Genomic DNA, 20,891 nt, shown 5'->3' with positions numbered 1-20,891 from the left:
AAGCATGGAGAATGAGAAAGGCTTCCCTCGAATGAAGTGGGGAGTGTCTATCCCGATGTCCCTTGTTTATTCCTTTGGAGCGGCCTGGTTCTACTATCTGCTCGCCAAGGGCGAGCCGCTGATAGATGTCACATTCGAGGAACTCCTGCTCCACTTCCTCGTTCTGATTTTCCTCTTCTGGATTGTCGCGATCCCAGGCATAGAAAAGAAGGATAAGACCGCGGATTTGATTCTCCTCACAGTACTGACACTTCCAGCGGGTGTTTTCGCGGCTCTGCTCGTTCTCTTCATCCTAAGAGGTCTAGGGATAGAAACCTACGGCGTGGAGTATTTCATCCTCCCGCTCGTGCCATTCACTCTCGCCCATAAAGCCGTTGAGGGGAGGATAACCCCTAGACCATCCCTGCGGGCGTTCGCCTATAAAGTAATCGCCTTCGCATGGGGGAATTTTGCATGATAAATCCGAGAAAGATAGCCTACGTAACTTTGCTCGGTCGCTCGGAATGGGCGCTCGTAAACACCTACTATGCCGTCGTTTCAAGGAACAGGAAGCCAAGAAAGGTCTTCATCTTTACGGAGGAAGTCTACCGGAAAAAGCTGCCCAAAGTTGTGGAGGCCATAAAGGTTATCTCGCAGGCCTACAACTTCAACCCTGAGATAGAGACCGTCGTGATACCCAACAACAGCTTTCTCGAGGCGGATAAGAAGTTCAAGGAGCTCTTCCAGAGGCTTGCGGAAGAGGGATACACTATCGGGCTCGACATAACCTCGGGAAGGAAGGCCCTCGCAACGGCAGCAGTAGTTCAGATAAGGGATTTTCCAGTCGACAGGATAATCTACATGGCCCTGCTGGACATGGATTTTCCGGACAGGCCCTATATGATGATCCCGAAGCATATGCAGCGCCTCAAGAACTTCCTCGGTGATGGGAATGTCGTTGAGCTATGAAATAATTGAGAAGCCCGAGCTTCAGGTGCTCATCAATATCTTGCCAGAGATAGTGGTAAGCTACCCCCTCTACGAACTTCCCCTATTCAGGGTAGAACCAAGCGAGAAAGGCTACGAACTGGACGTTTTGGTAAACCGCCATGAATTCAACGAGGCCGTTCCCGAGCACCTCTCCTACGAACTGCCGACATACAGCGACTTCTATGAGGCATTCATCTCGGCCGGAATTCTGCGCTACGACAACATAAACGGGTTCATGAAGAGCCTCGAGCTCTACAAGTACCTCCGCAAAGGGGTTGCCTTCGCTCCCGACACTAATCTCTTCTACCACCGCTTTATCTCGGGCTTCCGGCCACTCGACGGTTACCAGATAGTCGTCGCAGAGGGTGTGCAGAAGGAGATAGAGAACTCAATGAACTACAAATACCGCCACGGTCAGCTGAGCGAGATGAGGAAAGCCGTCAAGAACGCCCACCTGCTCAAGGAGTTCAGCAACCGGCGCGTCAAGAAGTCTCGAAAGGCTGCATACATTGCCCTAAAAGAGTTTGAGAGGCTGAAAGACAGGATAATCATAGCCGAAAGCGTCAATGAGCTCGCCCACAACAACGACGAGATCATTATCAAGTCCCTCAAGCGCTACGACGAGATGACACCAACCCTGCTCGTCTTCCTGACGGCGGACATAGCGATAACGGATGTTGCCAAAATAGAAGGGCTGGAGTACTTCCTCTTCGAATACCCAACGGCAGAGCTAGGGAGGCACGAAGTTTCAGCCTACCAGCTGAGGACGCTCATCTTCAACCTCGCCGCTGTTTTTGGCGTCGTCGAGGTGAACGGGGTTACAATCTTCGGTGAGTTTGGAGGCAAGCGGGGGCTCAACGAGCTGAAAGTAATCTTTCCGGAGCAGAATAGAACATACCATGAGTTCATGTTCCACCTCAAGCTGTGCAGAAGGCTCATAGAAATAATGGGGGAGAAGAGAAGATAAGGAATCACTGGAGCATTCCTTCCAGCTTCTCGACGAACTCTATGCTCCTTCTGAGGTCGGCGAAGTACTCTTTAGCTTTTTCTACGTGTTCCCTCTCCACCCTTCCACCCCTCGCTAAGATGCTGGCGGGAGCGAGCAGCTGGACGGCATAGCGCAAGCTGGTCTTCCCGCCGAGCTCTGCCAGGTACTCAATCGCCTCCTCGCTTATGTCAATCTTCTCTTCCCTCGCACGAATCTTGACTATCTCGCGGATTTCGTCCCTCTTGTAGGGCTCGGTGTTGATTATGAGCAGCCTGTCGAGCATGTCTATCGGTATGCCGTGCGGGGCCTCGAGGTCCGTTCCTCTAATCTTCGTCCTTCCGCGGTTGGTCGCCAGTATCAGTATCGGTGCTAACTCGCTCTCCATGGCCCTCGCGAGGAACGAGAAGGCCTCAATGTCGAGCATGTGAACCTCGTCGATGAAGAGCACTCCCGGGACAAGCGTTGCCTTGCCGTCCTCAATCCACTTCTTGACCATTTCGTCGACCTTCTCTCTGATGTCGTCGCTTATCTCCGCCCCAGAGCTAAAGAGCAGTCCGAAGATGTTTCCCCTCGCGTTCGCAACATCGAGGTCATGGAGCGTGACAGTGTAGGTGAACTCCTTTATCTTGAGCACCGGACCGCTCGGCAGGTTGACCTTTCTCTTGAAGAAGAGGCCTTCCTCCTCCTTGACAGTTCCGAGCTTTGAAATCCTGCCCGTCTCAGCGTCTATCTGTATGACGTCGCCCTCTTCAACGCCCAGCTCCATGAGCTGGTAGGCTATCTCCCTGCCGGCCCTTATGGTCTTCTCGTCGTCCTTCGTGCGGAGCGTTATTATCACGCTCTCGGGAATCTCCACGTACGGATTGAACGGGTGCCTCGTCTTTCTGACTTCAATCTCCTTGACTTCACCCTCGTAGACCTTCCTCTCCTCACTGATTCTAACGCCTATGGCCCTCCTGAGGGTCTGCTTCAGGAACTCGGTCTTCTTGACCTCGGCGGAGTAAATCTCACTTCCGGCAATCTGGACAAAGGGCACATCTTCGCCGAGCTCCCTAGCTATTCCCATGGCTATTGCCGTCTTACCGCTCCCGGTCGGGCCAACGAGGAGGATTCCCTTCCCAGCGAGCTTTCCGCGCTTGATGAGCTCGACGGCTATTCCAGCCGCTTCTCTCGCTTTAACCTGCCCCACCATGCCGTCGGCCATGAACTTCGCCTTTCCGTTCTCGTCGAGGCCGAGGCCCCTTATATGGGAGTGCATGCCGACCCTCTCGAAGGAAACCTTTGCGACCTCCTCGATGACCGGCATGCTTTCACCTCCTCCAATTAATCTTCCCGCCGGTTACTAAAATAGTGAGGATTTAAAAATTTGACGGCTTAGAAGTGGGCCTTCAAGAAGCGTCTTATTGCCTCAAAGGCTTCCCCCTCCGGAGCGAAATCCTCAGCAACTTCGCTTAAAAGCCTGTGTTCGCTGGCCTTCCCGTGGAAGCGGAAGGCTCGCTTTAGGGACGGCCAAGCCCCGAAGAGCGCCCCTGCCATGGAGCCAAGAACTGCAGTGGCTCCATAGGGCATGAAGAACCTCCCGAAGAAGAAGCCCGATGCGAGGAGACCGAATCCGAGGAGGGCATTAACAATTCTCTTCGTGAAGGAGATGGGAAACTCCGCATAGGGAATTCTGCCGTCGGCGCCATCAACATACGCGCGATAGGTGAAGGGGCCGTACTTGTACTTCAGCTTCCAGATGGGATAGTAAACGAGGCCATCAAACTGGAGCTCGAAAGTCGGCATGCCCATGCTCACGCTTCTCCAGTGGAAATAGCGTTTGGCTTCCATCTTCAGCAGCTCGCGTATCTCCCTCTTCAGCCTCTTTTCAGCATCTCCCTCATTGAGGCTCTTCTCGACAAGCCTTCCCCCCACATTTCCATCGAAGTAGCGCCTGCCCCTCGTCGGCAACGGGTAGTTAATAAGCTCGTCAAAGCCATCAGCGGCTGGAACGGTAACGTAGTTAAAGAACTCAACTCGCCCATCGGCCGTCGAGAGTCCACCGCTGTGGGCAAGCCCTTCGGCTTTCACAAAGAAGACGTAGAAGGGAATGTACAACAGTTCTCGCTCCAGGATTCTTGCCTTCCACTCGACGTCATTGGGCGAGAGCCTCTGGAGTCTGATGAACGAGCTTAAAGGCCTCCAGGGGTCTTCGACCTTTAGGTCGTAGGTGAAGGTCTTAGCTTCACCGAGCTTGATTTGGAAGCCGCAGTAGGGGCAGGTGACTATTCCAGCTTCCTCACTCTCAAACTCCGCTCCGCAGTTAGGACATTTGACCTTCATCTCTCAACCCTCACGTCGCGCGCCATCTTCCTTCCGTATCCCCTCGCAAGCTCGTAGCCAAAGTAAGCCCCAAGACCCGGAAGGATCAGCATACCCAGGGCACCCTGTCTAGCGTGGGCAACCACTTCCCAGTAAGCTAAGTTTCCGTATAACATGGAGAAGAAAGCCGCAATTCCAACCCCCAAGAGGGCCGTGGTCAAGTAAGCCACCTTACGCCATATCCTGACGGGCTCCAGCGCTATAACTTCCCTCCCCTTGCTGCCGTCATAGGCCACGAAATACGTTCCACCCTCCAAGTCGTAGTAGACCTTCCAGAGCGGGTAGAAGACAAGGGCAACTTCTTCGACATCACCGCCAAAAGAGAAAGCCTTCAAGGGCTTGTCCTTGGGAACGTGTCTTTCCTTTGCAAAGTCAGAAGCCCTATCAAGCAACGCTGCTCTAGCCTGCTCCTTGCCAAAATCGGTGTTCAGGAACTCCAGCTTAAGGCCCTCCCACTTCTCGGGCGTTAATTCTTTGATCGGTCTGACCTCCATCATATATTTGAGCGTGTTTCTGAGCTCCTTGAACGTAATGTATCCGCCGCGCTCGAATTTCTCTGCCAATGCCTCGACAGCTATGTCGTAAACACTTCTCCTGGCAGGAATACAGACGACTGAATCGTCCTCGAACTCATGGTACTTCACGACTTTCCTCTTTTTGTTGCCCTTTCTTTCGTAGTCCACGAAGCGGACGTACCCTCTTCCCTCCACCTTGCCGAACCAGAGGGGAACGTAAACCCCCTCAACCTTCGCAATCTTTATCTTTCCCCGGAGTCCGAGGAAGTCTTTGTCATTCTCAACCCTCTCCCAGAATAGGCGCAGGATCTCCTTCTTTGGAAGGCTCTCCACGAAGAAGACGTTATCCTTGGAGAAGACTTCATCATAGGCGTTCGGATAGCCGCAGTAAGGGCAGACGACTATTATATCCTCCGGCGTCGTCTCGAGCGGAGCGCCGCAGTGCTCGCACTTGAGGACTTCGATTATTACCACCAGAGATTGGGAGGAAGTTAAAGGTTAAAAGTTTTTGGCTCAGGCCGTCGATCCCGGGCATCACTAACCCCAAAGGCCAATGTCATCATCGCCGGTGGAAGTTCGCGAGCGGACTTAAAAACTCACCTAAGTTTGAGAGCAAAATATAGCGAAGCGACGCCCGTGATTATACTCGCTGCGAGGATGAAGGCACCGATGGTTCTTACGAGATATGCATCCTCCTGAAGGGCGAGCCAGCCAAGGAGAAAGCCTGCCAAAACGAGTGGAATTACTGAGAGCTCTGATCTCCAGAGAAAGCCGATTCCAAGGAAAAGACCAGCGAGCAGGTAGAGCGGGTTCCCGTAGTTCAGGAAGAGGAGAAGGGGCAGCACCAAACCTGCCCATGGGACTATCTTACCTCCCCTCTCGTCGCGATTGAGGTAGAAAGAGCCTATGATGAGAATGACGAGAGATAGAACAGCGCTTACCTGGGAAGCTGTCGGATTGGAGTTCTGAGTGTACATAGAGATGAGCACAAAAACCGCCGAAAGACCTACAAGCCCGAGGGCCTTTTTCATGCCTACACCTCACAAGACGTTGAGATACTTGTGCACCTGGAAGCTCAGTCCAACGTTCTTCCGACCCATTATCAGAGCCGCCTCGCGGTAGAACTCCATCAGTTTTGGCTGGGAGATGTCAATGGGTTCTCGCGGCTGGATAACAAGTGGTGCGAGGCCTTTCAGGAGGGAGGCATACCAGCGGACGTTCTCTATCTTTGTGTCCTTCGTCACCACGAGTTTGGCGTAGGTCTCTGCGCCGGCTTCCTTCAGGATTCTGATGCTCTCTACCTCACGGAGAACGAGAGCTTTCCAGTCTTCAGTTGCCTTAGCCGTTTCGTCCTTTATGTCGATGCTGGCGTAGTCCGTGAGATGAGCTACTTCCTTAATCAGCTCTGGAAGGCCGCCGTGGGTCTCAAGGAAGTTTGAAAAGCCAAGCTCGTGCATCCTCTCCATGAGGGCCTTGAGCGGCCTGACCTGAAGCGTTGGCTCGCCGCCGGTGTAGCTTATGGAATGTATATCCCCCGTATCAAGCCGCAGAATGGCATCGACTACCTCACCCAAGCTCGCCGGGTTAGGTTTATATTCGAACTTTCCGGTGAAAGGTTCCACCTCATAGCGCCACCGCAAGACCTTGGAGGCATCTATGAACTCCTTCGAGTCGCACCATACACAGTTAAGATCACAGCCTGCGAATCGGACAAATATCTGCCTCCGTCCAAAGGCAGAACCCTCAACGCTCCCTCCTTCCCCCTGCCAGCTGTTGAACACCTCGGCCATTATGAGTTTCATTCCGACACCTCACTGAGGTCTATTCCTTTTACCTTATCGCTCACGTAACCCTCGAGTATCTCAACCCTCACGCTCCTATCCTCGCCAGTGAGGTCAGCCATGAGCTGGACTCCTCTCGCGTAGTCCCAGAGGCGCCTCTTGGCCTCCTCGGTTACGCTTTCGGCCATGACTATTATCTCCGTGACATTCTCACTGTTCGCTATCTCTATGACCTTTCTCGCATCCTCTTCAGTGAAGATGCCCCTCTTTTTGACGAGCATAGCCACCACCCCATTCTGCAATTGCATAATTACATGATTCTGTAATCATTGAATCAAATATACTTCATGAGCATTTGAACGGCTTCCTCGAATATCTCCCGGTCCTTCCCGTCAAGAACGCTCTCGAGGTAATGGAGGCTCACGAGGTTGAGGATTATGTAAGCCGTGTCCCTGTCGAGACCAAGATCATAGGCCTCGTAGAAGACTATCTCCCTCCCAAGAGCCTCGTTCAGCATCTCCACGAAGTAGGCGATGTCCTCCACGCGGAGCTCGTCCCACTTGCTCTCCATCTCGTCGAAGTAGCGCTCCATGACGCGCAGAGTCTCAAGGTCGAGCTTCAGCGTGCCCTCGAAGTAAGGAAACTCGCCAACACGGAATATCTTAATGCCTTCCTCGTCCTGAATTCCTATGTAGTCCCAGAGGAGAATGCCCTCTATCGGGTTGTGGCCGTAGCGGCTCGCCAGATAGGTAAAGCGCTCCATTATCTCCGTCATGTCGTCGAGAAACTCTTCCTCATCGCGAAAGTGAACTATCTTGCTGATCGTTCCACCCATACTTTCACCTAACCGAGGTTAGTGTAAGTGTTATAAGGCTTTATGCTAAAATTGGAACGCCCGAGGAGTATTGGGTTGCGATGACCTCGGGACCCCCAGGGGGCCGACACTCCCAAAGGCCCCCTTTCGATACAAACTTCGCCTGCGCGACGTTGGAGCAAAGCTCCAACGCACGGGACGACAGTCCCGTTGAGTTTGATCAAGATTCGTGATTCTTGAACTGCCGAGTCCAATGAAAAAAGTGTATTTCCTATCGAAATTCCTGTTCTGAATTCAAAACCTTTTAAAACCGCGTAATTTGCATGGATTCACTCCATCGGCACCTGCGGGTGCCTCAAAAAGAGCAAATCCATTTTAAGAGCACAACCCAACACAGTTTTTAACTCTTGAATTACATTCTTTTTGTGAAATACGTCTTACCGGACGCAATATTGAAAGGAATCACGAACTTTTAATGAAGCTTTTTCCAAAAGCTTCCTGATGAAACGTTGTTTGGCAAAGTTCCACGCGAAAGGTTTATTAGGCATAAGCCCGCTCGGTGTCCAGGTATATGCAAAGGTTTATAAAACGTCCCCGGAAAAACCCTTCAGTCGTGAAAATTGCTGATAATTAGGGGTGATGCTCATGGGAAGGACTACTAAGGTCGGTTCAGCCGGAAGGTTCGGTCCGAGGTACGGTCTCAAGATCAGAAGAAGGGTCGCGGCCGTTGAGGCCAAGATGAAGCAGAAGCACATCTGCCCGGTCTGCGGAAGGAAGGCGGTCAGAAGGATAAGTACCGGCATATGGCAGTGCCAGAAGTGCGGTGCCACCTTTGCCGGCGGCGCCTACCTGCCGGTTACCCCGGCTGGAAAGGTCGCCAAGCGTGTTACGGCCTCCAAGGCCTGACCCCTTTCCTTTGCTTAGTTTAGGGTGATAACTATGGTGATGGCCGTTTACCGCTGTGCGAAATGCGGAAAGGAGGTCGAGCTCGACCTCGAGAACACCAGAGAGGTTCGCTGCCCCTACTGCGGCAGCAAGATACTCTACAAGCCCAGGCCCAGGGTGGCCAGGCGCGTAAAGGCAATCTGATTCTTTCCAATTTCGAAAGGCTTTTATCCAATCAACTGAGTTTTGAGTGAGGGCCATGATGCTGATAACGACTTCACACAGACCCACCAGGAGGACGAGGAGCTTCGGGCACGACCTGGAGAGGGTGTTCCCCAACTCCCTCTACCTGACGAGGGGTAAGAAGACCATCCAAGACCTTCTCATGGAGGCCTACGACAGGAACTACGAGAGGCTTCTCATTGTCAACGTCTGGAAAGGCAACCCGTTAAAGATGACCTTCATCAAGGTCGACCCCGACGACTGGGGCTACCTCGGCTACCTCTACCTCCACGGCATAAAGCTCCAGCGCGAGATAGGCTTCAGAAACATAAGGCCCATACGCGAGGAGATGCCCTTCATCGTCACCACCGCCAAACGCGTCGGCCTCGATCACGTTGCCTTCGCGCAGGCCTTCGCCGAGCTGACTGGAGGGAAGTTCGTTCCCAGAAAGGAGCGTTCCCTTCTCGGTATAGCTGACAGATACAATACAGATGTTCTCGGCGTCATCGAGAGACACCCGCGCGGAATGGCGGTCAACTTCTACCGCCTCGACGTGACGAAAGAGAGGGCAGTTGGCCCGCTCATAAGCGTCAAGATATGGATAATGGAGGACGGCCGGAGATGGGACTACAAGGAGGCCCTCGGAATAAAGAAGAAGCCTGGCCAATCGAGGGAGTAATTGAGCTCTCCTTTCCCGACGAGGAGACGGCTAGGGTAGTTTATGAGAGTGTCCTTTACGAGCATAAGAGCGTGCCGTATAGAAGGAGCAAAATCGATTTTCTCCTCGAGGGAAGTAGAATCATTATCCACTTTCTTGCGAGGGACAACTCGGCTTTGAGGGGAACCCTCAACTCATACCTTCGCTGGATTAAGGTCGCGATGGATTCTCTAGAAGTTTAGCCTAAACTATTTAAAGCCCCGTCCTTATTCTAACCTGACATTACGATTACGGAGGTGTTTGTCGTGCAGAACATCCCGCCGCAGGTTCAGGCTATGTTGGGACAGCTTGAGGGCTACCAGCAGCAGCTCCAGCTCGTCATCCAGCAGAAGCAAAAGGTCCAGCTCGAGCTCACCGAGGCAAAGAAGGCTCTGGAGGAAATCGAGAAGGTTGAGGAGGGAACCGTCATCTACAAGACCGTTGGGACGCTCATCGTTAAGACCGACAAGGCCAAGGCTCTCGAGGAGCTGAAGGAGAAAGTCGAGACCCTCGAAGTTAGGCTCAACGCCCTCGAGAGGCAGGAGAAGAAGCTCAACGAAAAGCTCAAGGAGCTCACCCAGAAGATACAGACTGCTCTAAGGCCGACCGCCGGCTGATCTCTTCTCTTTCCTTTGGGGTGGTAGCGATGGACAAGGGAAGCAGCGGAAAGAGGGTTATCCATATAGGTCTTCCAGAGCTGAGCGAAGAGCAGCTCATCGAGATAGGCGAACTGGCCCAGGAGACGATAATAGACTACGTCTTCGACCACCTCACGAGGAGCGAGGTCAAGGACATCGAGGTCACGATGAGGATAAACAGGGAGGAGACCCTCGACCTTGAGATTGAGGTTTATCTAGAGGTTCCAATCTTCGTCAAGGTGGACGTTGATAAGCTCATCGACGAGGCCGTCGAGAGGGCCTACGAAATTGTTGAGAGGAAGCTGAGGGAGATAGCCAATGAAAGGGAAAATCAAGCTTAAGCGCTTCCTGCAAAGCTCAAGGGACAAGTCCTTCCTCCTGCTCTGCCACCACAACGCTGATCCGGACTCCCTCGGCTCGGCGATAGCCTTCGCCCTCTACCTTAAATCCACTAGAATAGAGGATGTCAGAATCGGTGTTGCTCAAAGCATATCCTCATACACCAAAAGGCTTCTGACTCTTTCTCCGGTCCCTATCGAGAAGGATCCACAGGTTCGTGAGGACGTCGTGGTGATATTCGACACATCCTCCATGGAGCAGCTCGAACCTATTGAAATTCCCAAGGACAAGTTCATAATCGTGATAGACCACCACGCCGAGAAGGAGAATCCGATAAGGGCCGATATAATGATTGTTGATTCCTCAAGAACTTCGACCGCTGAAATCGTCTGGGAGCTGTTTAAATATCTCGGCTTTTATGACGAGACCTCAGCTAAGGCCCTCCTGGCGGGAATAGTCACCGACACCGCGACGTTCCGATATTCCAATGCCAAAACCTTCAAAGCCGTGAGCGAGATTCTGGAAAGGTTCCCAATTCAGATGGGCGAGATATTCCAGCTTGTTGCCCCGGTTAGCGATGAGAACATTGACCAGGCCAAGAGGATGGCCGTGTTAAAGGCCTGTCAGAGGCTGGAGATAAGGAAATTCCGGAAGTATATAATCGCTGTCTCCAAGGTTTCGGCCTACGAGTCCCTGGCATGCAAGACATTTATCCAGCTCGGGGCAGATATAGCAATAGTTGGAAGCGAGAAGAAGGGCGTTAGAATTTCTGCGAGAGCGAAGGAGAGCCTCGTGAAGAAGGGCCTGCACCTAGGTAAGATCATGGAGAAAGTCGGTCCGATTATAGAGGGTTCCGGTGGCGGTCACGCCGGGGCCGCGGGAGCCAACGGCAAAGCCAACCTCGATGAGGGAATTAAGCTGATTTTGAAAGAAATAGAGAAATTTTTGAGAAATCTGGAGGGTTGAAAATGGCCAAGTGCCCGCTCTGTGGAGCAACTCTTGACTGGGCAGAGCTCATTGGACAGATGCTCCCGATGGAGAACGCTCGGGAGATTTTCAGCGATAAGGATGGGTTCATGGAGGCTTTTGAAGGGTTTGTCTTTAAGTGTCCGAGTTGCGGTGAGGAGTTCTACGGCAGGAACCTGCCGACAAAAGAAGCGGAAAAGGTGTTTGATCTCCTCAACGAGTTCAAGGGCTCGATAGACTGGGAGAATAAGAAAGTTCGCCTTAGACTCAACAGTCTGCTTGCCCTTGACATGATGCTCGAACAGTGGGACAGAAAGGTAAAGGGTTAGCGATAGCCTTTTTTACTTTGGTTTCCCATTCCTAGCGGTCGGTGGTTCTCGTGGCGGAGGGGGTGGAGCGTTACCTATCAAAAGGGGATTACAAGGGTGCCCTCAGAAGCGCCCTGGGAATAGATAATCCAATAAAGAGGCTTGTTGCTCTAACTGAGATTTTAACGGCCTTCCCGAGGGATGAGGTTCTCGCAAACATGCTCGATACCCTTGAGTCCATAAGCGCTACCCCAGAAAGGGCATTGGCATACTCCCTTCTGGGGAGGGCGCTGTACACGCTCGATAGGGACCGCGATGCAGAGGCATACTTTGAAAAGGCCATCGAGCTGGCGAACTCGATAGACTCCCCGAGGATACGGGGAGAGGCTCTAGCGGGAATAGCGAGAAACCTCGTTCTCTCCGATAGGTATAAAGACGCGCTCAGACTCTTCAGGGAAGCGGTTGAACTCCTCCAGGCCTCAAGGGGGCTCTCCTCCGCCGCGACTTCTTCCCTGATAAGAATAGCAAGACTCATAGAGAAGAGCGCGGACGAGATTCCAAACCAGATAGCCATTGAATTCTACGAGCTGGCGAGGGACGTTTACACGTCGATATTCTTCAAGCTCCAGGCCAAGCACCTGGAGGACAAAATAGAGCTGATAAGGGACGTCCTCAAGCGGGGTAAGGCTGCAGTTGAGGAGCTCCTCGAGAAAGGTGAAGTCGAGCTGGCGATAGAAATGATGCGTTTCCTCCCGCTGGAGAGCAGAGCAATTTCGATGCTCGAGCTTGCCTACTGGCTCTTCCTCCACGAGCAGCCGAGACTCGGGAGGAGGGTCTTCGACGACGCCTTTGAGATAATCTTCGTGGGCAAGTTCAGGCCGACAGATGTTGAGCTGGAGCGCATCGCAAGGAGGTTCCTTCGCATAGGCTTCCTCGAGGAGCCGCTGATAATCGCGGGGGTTGTTCGAGACGATAAAAAGGCCTCAGAGCTCCTCGGTGAGATTGCGCTTTCTTACGCACGCTGGGGAGACAAAGCGAAGGCCCGTTCTATAGCTGAGGGAATAAGGGACGAAAGCGTTAAGAACCGCGTTCTGAAAGCTCTGGAGGGTGAAGAAGATGTGGGACACGAGCAAGGACTACCGCTTACTGGTGGCGGAGAAGAGCGTGGAGCTGTTCCTGAAGACGATTGAGGGAGCAAAGTTCAAGGGCAAGTGGGACAAGAAGAAGGCCATCCAGCTTGCCAAGGAGATGATCCCCGAGATACAGGCCATGCGCTACTCCTATATCGAGCCGAAGGAACTCATAGAGACTCCGCAGATGCAGGCTCTGAAGGAGAAGGCCAACGGCATAATCGAGGCTCTTGGTGGAGACGACTGGCATCACAAGTTCCTCAGCCTGGCCGACAAGAGCGAGCGCGAGAAGGTTGAGGAGGCTGTGGCAAAAATCAGGTTTTTCCTCAACACTATCCTCAACCTTGACAAGCGCCTAGCATTAGGTAAGATAAACGATCCGGTCATAGCGGTGGACATAAGGGTCGGCGAGGTCATGAGCGTCGGGAAGCACCCCAACGCGGACAGGCTTTTGGTTACGAACGTCAACATCGGCGAGAGGGCAATAACTGTGGTCACCAACGACCTCACCGTTAAGGAGGGTAACCGCGTTGCCGTTGCCCTGCTCCCGCCGGCGAACTTCCGCGGAATAGTCAGCGAGGGGATGTTCCTCGGCGCCGGTGAAGGCGTCCTCAAGGACGTCAAGGGAGAGATCGGCGGCCTGCCGAAGGGAATCCCGCTCGAGGCATTCAACGAGACGAGGAACCTTGTAGAGGCGTTTTTGAAGGGGTGAAATATTATCCCCCAGACTAGAATTTTGAGGTATTCTTTTTTCTTCTAAGGTTTCTGTGACATTTCTGGTGTATTCCACCTCTTTCACATTTTACATTTATGTGTGAATTGTACTATAATTATAATTAACAAAGAAATGATTACTATTAATAATAGGAAATTTTATAAAGTCAACTACCAGATATTGGATGCAGAAACCTCGGAGGGATCTGGGTGAAGTGGAAATCGTTATTGGTAGCCCTACTAGGATTGCTGATGGTTGGAATGACTGCAGGAACGGCAAGCGCAATATCGCCTCCAATAGGGGATGAGGGGAAGTTCTTAGTATCTCTAAAGAATAATTCTATGCCAAACAGTCTAAGGGAAATCCCATTTTTCAAATATACAGGACTCAATCAAGAATTCAAATTGCTATCGGACGATGGAACAATCTTCAACTTGGCTCGAGAGCCTGCAAACATTAGTATCAAGAGAGACCGTGGAGCCACAAAAATTATCAGAAAATACCACCTAGGAAAAATACTTGTTTCAGAAATAATATTTGTTGAGAGAGGTAAACTAAAAACTATTCTTGTCGTTAGTTCCAAAGAAGTAACAAATCTAACAATATTGTGGAATGTTTATTCCCCTGTCTTCAGAGATTTTGACACTGTGAACACTAAGCAAGCTCATCCCACCGGAACAATTTCCCCAGCGATCATAGGCCAAAGCAATAACATTAGATTTACCTTGTCGTATGGTGAAGTATATTCAAAATTTAAATCCTCAATCATAACCCGGCAAGGCATTTCTCTAACATTTGGGCCATTTAACCTATCCCAACACGAAACACTCAATATCGGGGAGTTTGAAATATCTATTCAAAGAGCCCCTGCTAACAAGATAATCCCTATGGGATATTATTACTACACCCCATCACCGGCTAGGTATCCAATAAAAAGGTATTTCGACATCTACGACCACGATGGCAACGTCGTTGGTAGGGCTGTTGTGACAATCTACGGAAGCAGAAAAAGAGGAAGCAACTACGCATACCTTGAGGACGGAATGGAAGGATTTACCTCAGTTGGCTATGCAGTAGCTCCCAAATATGGAAAGTTTCATTCACTATACACTAAATTTGAGTTTTGTGGAGGTTATTTCGGTTCTGGATATCCAAATGTTCCGATAGAACTCAATTATGAAGCCATAGGTGGACATCGTACTAGCAGACAATTTACTGAAGTGCATCGAACCCTCATAGACCTTGTTTCCAATTACATTGAAGGAGGAGGATTTATAAGTATTCTACTCAATGGCCTATCTGCAGAAAGCCGGAACAACAGAGGTACAAACATTCTAAAGAAGTATTACAGAGGGTCAGTAACTATAACATCACGGGGAGTAATATTGGGCTATCTCGGAGCTGATGAGATAGGCCAGTATTATACATACACGGTCCACTTGCCCTACGAGCTAGATGAAGATATGATAAAATTCTGTCTCACAGTAAGACCGGGAATAGCAGTACCTCATTCCTTATACCAAACAGACAGGCTCTACACTAGATATTACTCAATACCAATCTGGGTTCCGCTCCAAAGGCCGTAACTGGAGGTAACCATGTATGAGCCTCAAAAATCGGATATCAAACAACTTTAGAGAGATCTTGGTCGTTTATTTCCTTTATATTCTCCTTTTTAATTTGGTAGTCCACCAGTCGTCTTTACTGGCGGAGCAAAATTATGCGCCCATTAACGGGAAAGAAATCAGTATTGCGGGAATAACCTATAAGGGCAATCTAACCTGTTGGAACTCGACGAAGAAAGCCATCAACTATCGTTACCTCGTCTGCCGCTTCAGTGCATCCAGGAAAGCTTTCATAAGCAGAGGGTTTAAAGTTGACTTCTCAGCCGAGTCATCAGAACCATTTGAACTTGAAACAGCCAGAGAAGACGCAATAATCAAAATACCTCCCGATTTCAGAGGAAACGGAACACTCAAACTCAGGGTATGGATCTATGACGTCTGGTGGATCGGGGTTATTGTGCCCCAGCGTACGAACGTTGTCCTAACTTTTAACTGCACAGAAAAGGACTGTCTGTTGCAGAAAATTGAAAAAGGATGAGATCAGCTTTCCATTCTTTTCTTCACTGTCTCCAAAGCCCTCTCAGCATCGCTCTTGAACTCCGGATAGCCAAGCTCTTCCATCGTCTCAGGTAGCGGGACGCCAAGCTCCTCGTGCCAGCCTCTCAGCCTGTAGAACTCCCTTCTGGCCTCAAGAAAGTCGTTGTAATCAATGAAGGCCGCGTTGCCTTCCGCTGGCCCCTCAGGCTCGGGCTCCCACCAGCGCGGCGGTATGGTATCGTCGTACGGCGGCGTGATCCAGTCGAGGGCGTCGTGGATTCTGGCGATGCTCTCCACCGCTTGGGCAACTTTCCTCAGCCTCTCGACCGTCCACTCCTCGCCAGTGACGATGCTGTAGAGCCTCGCTAGGTCTTCCATCTTGTAGGGCACGAACTTACAGACGCCGAGCATGTCGGTGATGTAGCTCTCATCCCTGCCCTCGATAAGGGACGGCACGAGCTCCTTAGCTGGCCCCTGGTTGGGCAGCTGATGCGGCCTCGGCCAGCCCCTCAGGTGGCTCGCTCCGACGTCGGCTGTAGCGTAGCTCAGGGCGTAGGTTCTCCTTCCACGCGGGTCCCAGGCCGGTGACTCCATGCCCTTGACGTGGACTGCAAACTCGCAGCCCCTTCCGAGCCTTTCGCAGGCACGCTTTACTCCATCGGCAAGGATCGCACCGATGCCCTTCCTCTCGGCCATGAGCTTGAGGAGCTTCTCTTCGGCCTCTTCGTCACCCCAGCCTTTAACGGGGAAACCTATCTCGTCCTCGCCGATTAGGCCCCTCTCGACCATCTCGAAGAGCCACGCTATTGTAGCTCCGGCTGCTATACTGTCCAGCCCGAGGTTGTTGGCAAGCCAGTTGAAGTACGCAACAGCCGGGAAGTTGAAGACTCCCGTTGCTGCTCCGAGCATGGCTATGCTCTCGTATTCGGGCTTGACGCGTATCTTCCTCCCCTTGTATTCTACCTCGACGTAGCGAGCGCACTTTATCGGACAGCTCTTGCCGTGCACGAACCATTCCGGCTCGATCTCATACTTCTTGACCTCGTCGCCCGCTAATTTGCTCGCCAGCTCGTCCGAGATGTAAGGCCTCGAGAAGTTGTAGGCAGGACTCATGCCGAGGCTCGCCGAGCTCCTGAGGGCATCGGTGGTTCCGTAGTTCCTCGTGTGCCCGTACTTCGGATTGGTGGCGAACTCACTGTAGAACTCCTTCCAGAGCCGCTGAAACTCTTCCGGATGAGCAACATTCGGTTTTTGGCCCGGCTCCACAATGACTGCCTTAACCTTCTTGCTTCCAAGAACCGCGCCAAGACCGCCCCTTCCACTGGCCCTCTCGGTGTCGTAGATTATGTTCGCTATCCTGGCAGTTTTTTCTCCAGCGGGCCCTATCATGGCCATGCTGGCCTTTGGGTGCTCCTTCCAGATTTCCTTAGCAACTTCGTAAGTCCCTCTGCCCCACAGGCCTTCGGCGTCCCTTATCTCGACCTCACCATCATGGATATAGAGGTATACTGGCTCCTCTGCCTTCCCCTCGATTATCAGGGCGTCGAAGTGGCCCTTGAGCTTGGGCCCGAAGGCGTCTCCACCGCTGGAGTCGCTTATTAACCCAGTCTCTGGGCTCTTGCTCACGGCTATGACCTTACTCGAGCCCGGAACTAAGCCCGTCATTCCTCCTGGAGCGAAGACAAGCTTGTTCGCCGGGCTGAGCGGATCGGTTCCCGGCGGAACCTCACGGTAGATGATGTAGTAGCCAAGCCCCTTTCCTCCTATGAACTTCCTGATCGTCTCGTCGTCAAGCTTCTCGTAGGTTACCTTACCTTTGCTCAGGTTCACCCGTGCTATCCTGTTGTGGTAGCCATACATCAGACGCACCTCCGGGCCTTTTCACGGTCTTCCTTCGAGAGCCTCCAGCCCATGGCTCCAAAGTTCTCTTCAAGGTGGGCTTTACTCCCGGCCTTCGGGATGGCTATGACGTTATCCTCCCAGACGAGGTAGTTCAGCGCGACCTGAGCGGCGGTTTTGCCGTATCTCTCACCGATTTTTGCCAGGCACTCGTTCCTTGCGAGGGAACCCTTCTCGAGCGGTGTGTAGGCTATCAGGGCAATCTTCTCGTGCTTCATGTAGTCGAGCAGGCCGCTTGTCTCTGGCCAGCGGTCTCTGAGGGAGTACTTCACCTCGTTGGCGACTATCTCGTACTTTTTCATGACTTCCTGGGAGCGCTTGAGAAGTTCAAGGTCGAAGTTGCTCACTCCTATGTAGCGGATTAATCCTTCATCAACGAGCTCCTCCAAGGCGTGAAGCGTCTCCCTGATTTTCTCAAAGCTGTCGCTGGGCCAGTGGAGAAGGTAAAGGTCTATGTAGGTGCCGAGTCTCTTGGCGCTCGCTCTGGCGGCCTTCTTCGCGCTTTCGTATCCGAAGTGCGTCGGCCATACTTTGCTGATGATAAATATATCGTCCCGCTCAAACTCCCTTATCGCTTCTCTCACTAGCTCCTCGCTGTGACCGGCACCGTAGAACTCCGCCGTGTCGATGAGGTTGATGCCCAGCTCGAGACCATGCTTGAGAGCTTCGATGCTCTCCTTATCTCGCGAGTAATCAGGGCTCTCGTAGCCGCCGATGCCCCACGTACCTATGCCTATAGCAGTGACCCTGTCACTTCCTATCCTCTTGAGGTCGTTAAAAACCGGAACTCTCTTCACACCATCACCTATTTTGGGGGTTCGTCTCGGAATCTTATTAAGTTTTTCATTTGAACGTTAAAATGAAGTTCATTTCAAGCGACACGGAAGAGAAAAGAGGAAAAGAGTTCAGGCTCCGAACTTCTCGGAGCGGTTCATGAGATCCATCATCATAGACACTATGTCGTGACCCTTCACTCTGCCTATTCCACCGCGCATGCACTCGCGCTCGCCGAAGGCCTCAGTGTGGTCGGCCCTGACGCCACCGCCGGCGATGAGGAGCGGAACCGGGTCGCCGCTATGATTCATAACCTCACATGGAGTTGAGTGGTCGCCGGTTATTGCTATGACAACCTCCTCGAGATCGATGTTGTCAATGATGTAGCCTATCATCTCGTCGGCCTTCTCTACCATTTGAGCCTTGAGCTTCGGGTTGTTGTCGTGGCCGGCAGCATCGGTAGGTTTGAAGTGGAGGAACACGAAGTCGTAGTCCTTGAGGAGTTCAACGACCTTCTTGGCTTTGGCCATCGCATCGGTGTTGTATTCCCCGGTCGCCCCTTCGGGCGTGTATATGTCAAAGCCTATCGCCCTTGCAACGCCCTTGACGAGGGAAACGGCGACGACTGCAGCAGCCTTAACCTTCCACTGCTCAGTGAACTTCATCGGTATGTTCGGATAAGTTCCCGCGCCCCTGACGAGGAGGTAGTTCGCTACCGGCTTGCCCTCCTTCCTCCTCTTCTCGTTTATCGGGTGCTTTTCGAGAACCTCGTGGGCCTGCCTCACGAACTCCTCCAGGATCTCCGCCACCTTCTTGCTCTCATCGTCCTCGTAGGTGAACTCATGGGGCGGCTTTCCGGCCTCGTGGGGATCGTTCTCGCCGACTCTATAGCCGGCGGCCATGCCCTTGAGCACAAGAACGGCCCTGTGGCCGGTCGCCCCAACGAAGATGAAGTCAACAGGCAGTTTGACGTTCTCCTGAATGGCCCTGGCGAGCTCGTGGGCTTCCTCTGTGCTTATTCTTCCTGCCCTCCTGTCGGTTATGATGCCGTTCTCGATGGTGGCGAAGTTAACCCTGAAGGCGAGGTCGTCCTCGTCAAGGTCGAGGCCAACTCCCAGCGCCTCGAGGAAGCCCCTGCCGCGGTAGACCTTATATGGATCGTAGCCGAATATCGAAAGGTGAGCGGTATCGCTGCCGGCTGGCTGGCCCGGCTTTATCGGATCCTGCTGGCCAAGGATTCCCATCTTGGCGAGCCTGTCCATGTTAGGCGTATTCGCGTACTCGAGTGGGGTCTTTCCACCGAACTCTTTGATTGGTCTGTCTCCAAGACCATCGAGGATTATCAGAAGTCCCTTCCTTTTCATGTCTATCACCAGAGGTGGTTGGTGGCCAACCGTTAAAAGCTTTGTCAGATGTTTCTGAACCTCGAAAGGTATTTCAGATTGTTCAAAAAAGCTTTTAACCCTGCCCCGTTTCTCCCACTGGAGGTGAGAGAATGAAAGTGCTCTGGGCACCCTGGAGGATAGAGTACATACGCTCACCCAAATACGACGGATGCATATTCTGCGACTTCCCGAAGGAGAACCGCGACAGGGAGAGGCTCATACTCTACCGCGGAAAGCACAGCTTCATAATAATGAACAACTACCCCTACAATCCGGGTCACGTCATGATCGCTCCTTACAGGCATGTCGGAAAGTGGGAAGAGCTAACAGATGAGGAGCTCCTCGAGATTATGAAGCTCTCCCAGATCATGATAAAGGCCCTGAAGAAAGCTATGGATCCCCACGGTTTCAACATGGGCGTGAACATTGGCCGCGTTGCAGGGGCGGGCATAGATGACCACGTGCACCTCCACATCGTGCCGAGGTGGAACGGTGATACGAACTTCATGCCCGTCATAGCTGACACTAAAGTAATTCCGGAGTCACTCGAAGAAGCCTACGACGAACTGAAGAAAGCTCTGGAAGAAGTTCTAAGAGAAGAAGAAAAGCCCTAAAGCCTTTTCACCTTTATTTTGAACTTTTCACGGAGAGGTAGTCCCTCAAAGAGTTCAGACGTGAGCTCCAGTACGGGAACCTCAGCTTCTATCGTCGTCTCCATTCCTTGGGCGTCCCTGACCGCAAGCTGTACAAGATAGCCATTTTTCACCGTTGCCGATAGTATCGTCCCATCCTCCGATACTCCCTCAATGGTAAAATCCTGCCCTTGCAGTTCCCACGAAATCCTTTTTATTAAAGCGGGGGCTGTTTCAGGAGTTATATGCTCTACAATACCTTCCTCTCCTGCTATTGCCACTACCGGACAGGCTGCCTGAGCGTTGCAGAAGTCACGTATGGCCTCGGCTATGCCCTTGGCAAAGATCTCCAGAGGCTTTCCCATGAACATCTCGCCAAAGCCCGACCAGCTGGCCGTGATCTTAAGTTTGTTCCCAATCATCTCGAAAGTAACGGTGAGTACTCCCTTATCGCCGGTGAAGGTATATACTGCACCCATTTTCCGGAATCCAACGGCAAGCTTGAACTCATAGCCGAAGTCGAAGATAAAGCGTGGTACCTTGAATCTGACGGTATCCCCGCTAATGCTCTCGAAGTATGGGAAGAACGGAAGCGTTTTTTCAGGCTCGCTGAGGATTACTTCGAGACTCTCCCATGGATGAGGTATTTCCACTTCCCAGCTTTTCGTTTTCACAGTGTCCTCACCGGGGATTCGTAAAGAAGAAGGCATAAAAAGGATTTCTTAAACCGTTGGTTTGGAACCCGTCAACGACTGCATACACAAAAAGAAA

At 52.1% G+C, this 20,891-nt stretch carries 27 protein-coding genes; 16 read left to right on the top strand and 11 right to left on the bottom strand.

Going from position 1 to position 20,891, the window contains the following annotated elements:
• The first annotated feature begins 4 nt into the window (after window positions 1-4).
• From TON_RS02415 to TON_RS02405, 3 genes are read left to right on the top strand one after another with little or no spacing between them, the layout of a single operon-like run.
• Window positions 5-457 (top strand): hypothetical protein, encoded by a 453-nt coding sequence (locus tag TON_RS02415; protein WP_148202357.1) that lies wholly within the window; start codon window positions 5-7, stop codon window positions 455-457.
• Window positions 454-948, top strand: coding sequence for a hypothetical protein (locus TON_RS02410; RefSeq protein WP_012571421.1), 495 nt, complete (start codon window positions 454-456; stop codon window positions 946-948). Before TON_RS02415 ends, TON_RS02410 begins: the two co-directional genes overlap by 4 nt.
• Window positions 932-1,936, top strand: a complete 1,005-nt coding sequence (locus TON_RS02405; RefSeq protein WP_012571420.1) for a PIN domain-containing protein — start codon at window positions 932-934, stop codon at window positions 1,934-1,936. The genes TON_RS02410 and TON_RS02405 overlap by 17 nt, the downstream gene beginning before the upstream one ends.
• A gap of 4 nt (window positions 1,937-1,940) precedes the next feature.
• On the opposite strand, the gene TON_RS02400 is transcribed toward TON_RS02405, so the two are convergent.
• The 7 genes from TON_RS02400 to TON_RS02370 form a co-directional block, all read right to left on the bottom strand.
• Entirely contained in the window at window positions 1,941-3,263 is a 1,323-nt protein-coding gene (locus TON_RS02400) for a RuvB-like helicase (protein WP_012571419.1), read from the bottom strand.
• A 68-nt stretch (window positions 3,264-3,331) separates the two neighbouring features.
• On the bottom strand, window positions 3,332-4,279 hold the full coding sequence (locus tag TON_RS02395) for a hypothetical protein (RefSeq protein ID WP_012571418.1): 948 nt from the start codon (window positions 4,277-4,279) through the stop codon (window positions 3,332-3,334).
• Window positions 4,276-5,307 (bottom strand): membrane protein, encoded by a 1,032-nt coding sequence (locus TON_RS02390; RefSeq protein WP_012571417.1) that lies wholly within the window; start codon window positions 5,305-5,307, stop codon window positions 4,276-4,278. The genes TON_RS02395 and TON_RS02390 overlap by 4 nt, the downstream gene beginning before the upstream one ends.
• 122 nt (window positions 5,308-5,429) lie before the next feature.
• Window positions 5,430-5,864 carry a hypothetical protein gene (locus TON_RS02385; protein ID WP_012571416.1) on the bottom strand — a complete coding sequence of 145 codons (435 nt, stop codon included), beginning with the start codon at window positions 5,862-5,864 and terminating at the stop codon, window positions 5,430-5,432.
• 9 nt (window positions 5,865-5,873) lie between these two features.
• A complete protein-coding gene (locus TON_RS02380) occupies window positions 5,874-6,635 on the bottom strand; it encodes a 7-carboxy-7-deazaguanine synthase QueE (protein WP_012571415.1) in 762 nt (253 codons plus the stop codon).
• Window positions 6,632-6,895 carry a hypothetical protein gene (locus TON_RS02375; RefSeq protein ID WP_012571414.1) on the bottom strand — a complete coding sequence of 88 codons (264 nt, stop codon included), beginning with the start codon at window positions 6,893-6,895 and terminating at the stop codon, window positions 6,632-6,634. The genes TON_RS02380 and TON_RS02375 overlap by 4 nt, the downstream gene beginning before the upstream one ends.
• A gap of 53 nt (window positions 6,896-6,948) precedes the next feature.
• Window positions 6,949-7,449, bottom strand: a complete 501-nt coding sequence (locus TON_RS02370; RefSeq protein WP_012571413.1) for a hypothetical protein — start codon at window positions 7,447-7,449, stop codon at window positions 6,949-6,951.
• A gap of 624 nt (window positions 7,450-8,073) precedes the next feature.
• Here TON_RS02370 and TON_RS02365 point away from each other — a divergent pair.
• The 12 genes from TON_RS02365 to TON_RS02315 all read left to right on the top strand — a co-directional run bounded on the left by TON_RS02365 (window position 8,074) and on the right by TON_RS02315 (window position 15,431).
• Window positions 8,074-8,334 (top strand): 50S ribosomal protein L37ae, encoded by a 261-nt coding sequence (locus tag TON_RS02365; protein ID WP_012571412.1) that lies wholly within the window; start codon window positions 8,074-8,076, stop codon window positions 8,332-8,334.
• A 33-nt stretch (window positions 8,335-8,367) separates the two neighbouring features.
• Complete coding sequence (locus tag TON_RS02360; protein ID WP_012571411.1) at window positions 8,368-8,517, top strand: DNA-directed RNA polymerase subunit P; 150 nt, start codon at window positions 8,368-8,370, stop codon at window positions 8,515-8,517.
• Window positions 8,518-8,572: 55 nt separating this feature from the next.
• Complete coding sequence (locus tag TON_RS02355; protein WP_012571410.1) at window positions 8,573-9,214, top strand: ribosomal biogenesis protein; 642 nt, start codon at window positions 8,573-8,575, stop codon at window positions 9,212-9,214.
• Complete coding sequence (gene pcc1 / locus TON_RS10235; protein ID WP_012571409.1) at window positions 9,157-9,435, top strand: KEOPS complex subunit Pcc1; 279 nt, start codon at window positions 9,157-9,159, stop codon at window positions 9,433-9,435. The genes TON_RS02355 and pcc1 overlap by 58 nt, the downstream gene beginning before the upstream one ends.
• 63 nt (window positions 9,436-9,498) lie before the next feature.
• The gene (locus TON_RS02350) at window positions 9,499-9,849 is read left to right on the top strand and encodes a prefoldin subunit beta (protein ID WP_012571408.1); all 351 of its coding nucleotides are present in this window, start codon (window positions 9,499-9,501) and stop codon (window positions 9,847-9,849) included.
• A 29-nt stretch (window positions 9,850-9,878) separates the two neighbouring features.
• A complete protein-coding gene (locus TON_RS02345) occupies window positions 9,879-10,211 on the top strand; it encodes a DUF3194 domain-containing protein (RefSeq protein WP_012571407.1) in 333 nt (110 codons plus the stop codon).
• Window positions 10,189-11,175 carry a DHH family phosphoesterase gene (locus TON_RS02340; RefSeq protein WP_012571406.1) on the top strand — a complete coding sequence of 329 codons (987 nt, stop codon included), beginning with the start codon at window positions 10,189-10,191 and terminating at the stop codon, window positions 11,173-11,175. Before TON_RS02345 ends, TON_RS02340 begins: the two co-directional genes overlap by 23 nt.
• A gap of 2 nt (window positions 11,176-11,177) precedes the next feature.
• The gene (locus TON_RS02335; protein WP_012571405.1) at window positions 11,178-11,504 is read left to right on the top strand and encodes a hypothetical protein; all 327 of its coding nucleotides are present in this window, start codon (window positions 11,178-11,180) and stop codon (window positions 11,502-11,504) included.
• A 41-nt stretch (window positions 11,505-11,545) separates the two neighbouring features.
• Complete coding sequence (locus TON_RS02330) at window positions 11,546-12,673, top strand: tetratricopeptide repeat protein (RefSeq protein WP_148202356.1); 1,128 nt, start codon at window positions 11,546-11,548, stop codon at window positions 12,671-12,673.
• Complete coding sequence (locus TON_RS02325; RefSeq protein ID WP_012571403.1) at window positions 12,600-13,325, top strand: tRNA-binding protein; 726 nt, start codon at window positions 12,600-12,602, stop codon at window positions 13,323-13,325. The genes TON_RS02330 and TON_RS02325 overlap by 74 nt, the downstream gene beginning before the upstream one ends.
• Window positions 13,326-13,579: 254 nt before the next feature.
• Entirely contained in the window at window positions 13,580-14,914 is a 1,335-nt protein-coding gene (locus TON_RS02320) for a hypothetical protein (protein ID WP_012571402.1), read from the top strand.
• Window positions 14,915-14,930: 16 nt separating this feature from the next.
• The gene (locus tag TON_RS02315) at window positions 14,931-15,431 is read left to right on the top strand and encodes a hypothetical protein (protein WP_048055032.1); all 501 of its coding nucleotides are present in this window, start codon (window positions 14,931-14,933) and stop codon (window positions 15,429-15,431) included.
• Window positions 15,432-15,433: 2 nt separating this feature from the next.
• Here TON_RS02315 and TON_RS02310 read toward each other — a convergent pair whose 3' ends face one another.
• The 3 genes from TON_RS02310 to TON_RS02300 form a co-directional block, all read right to left on the bottom strand.
• Window positions 15,434-17,290 carry an aldehyde ferredoxin oxidoreductase family protein gene (locus TON_RS02310; protein WP_012571401.1) on the bottom strand — a complete coding sequence of 619 codons (1,857 nt, stop codon included), beginning with the start codon at window positions 17,288-17,290 and terminating at the stop codon, window positions 15,434-15,436.
• Window positions 17,290-18,126, bottom strand: coding sequence for an aldo/keto reductase (locus TON_RS02305; protein WP_012571400.1), 837 nt, complete (start codon window positions 18,124-18,126; stop codon window positions 17,290-17,292). The genes TON_RS02310 and TON_RS02305 overlap by 1 nt, the downstream gene beginning before the upstream one ends.
• A gap of 108 nt (window positions 18,127-18,234) precedes the next feature.
• Window positions 18,235-19,467 (bottom strand): 2,3-bisphosphoglycerate-independent phosphoglycerate mutase, encoded by a 1,233-nt coding sequence (locus TON_RS02300; protein ID WP_012571399.1) that lies wholly within the window; start codon window positions 19,465-19,467, stop codon window positions 18,235-18,237.
• Window positions 19,468-19,598: 131 nt separating this feature from the next.
• Between TON_RS02300 and TON_RS02295 the strand changes: the two genes are divergently transcribed.
• The gene (locus TON_RS02295; protein WP_012571398.1) at window positions 19,599-20,102 is read left to right on the top strand and encodes an HIT family protein; all 504 of its coding nucleotides are present in this window, start codon (window positions 19,599-19,601) and stop codon (window positions 20,100-20,102) included.
• Here TON_RS02295 and TON_RS02290 read toward each other — a convergent pair.
• Window positions 20,099-20,794 carry a hypothetical protein gene (locus TON_RS02290; RefSeq protein ID WP_048055031.1) on the bottom strand — a complete coding sequence of 232 codons (696 nt, stop codon included), beginning with the start codon at window positions 20,792-20,794 and terminating at the stop codon, window positions 20,099-20,101. The genes TON_RS02295 and TON_RS02290 overlap by 4 nt on opposite strands.
• Window positions 20,795-20,891 lie beyond the last annotated feature (97 nt).

The organism is Thermococcus onnurineus NA1 (genome assembly GCF_000018365.1).
Classification (GTDB): Archaea; Methanobacteriota_B; Thermococci; order Thermococcales; family Thermococcaceae; genus Thermococcus; species Thermococcus onnurineus.
This window is presented reverse-complemented; position numbering and strand designations above follow the sequence as displayed.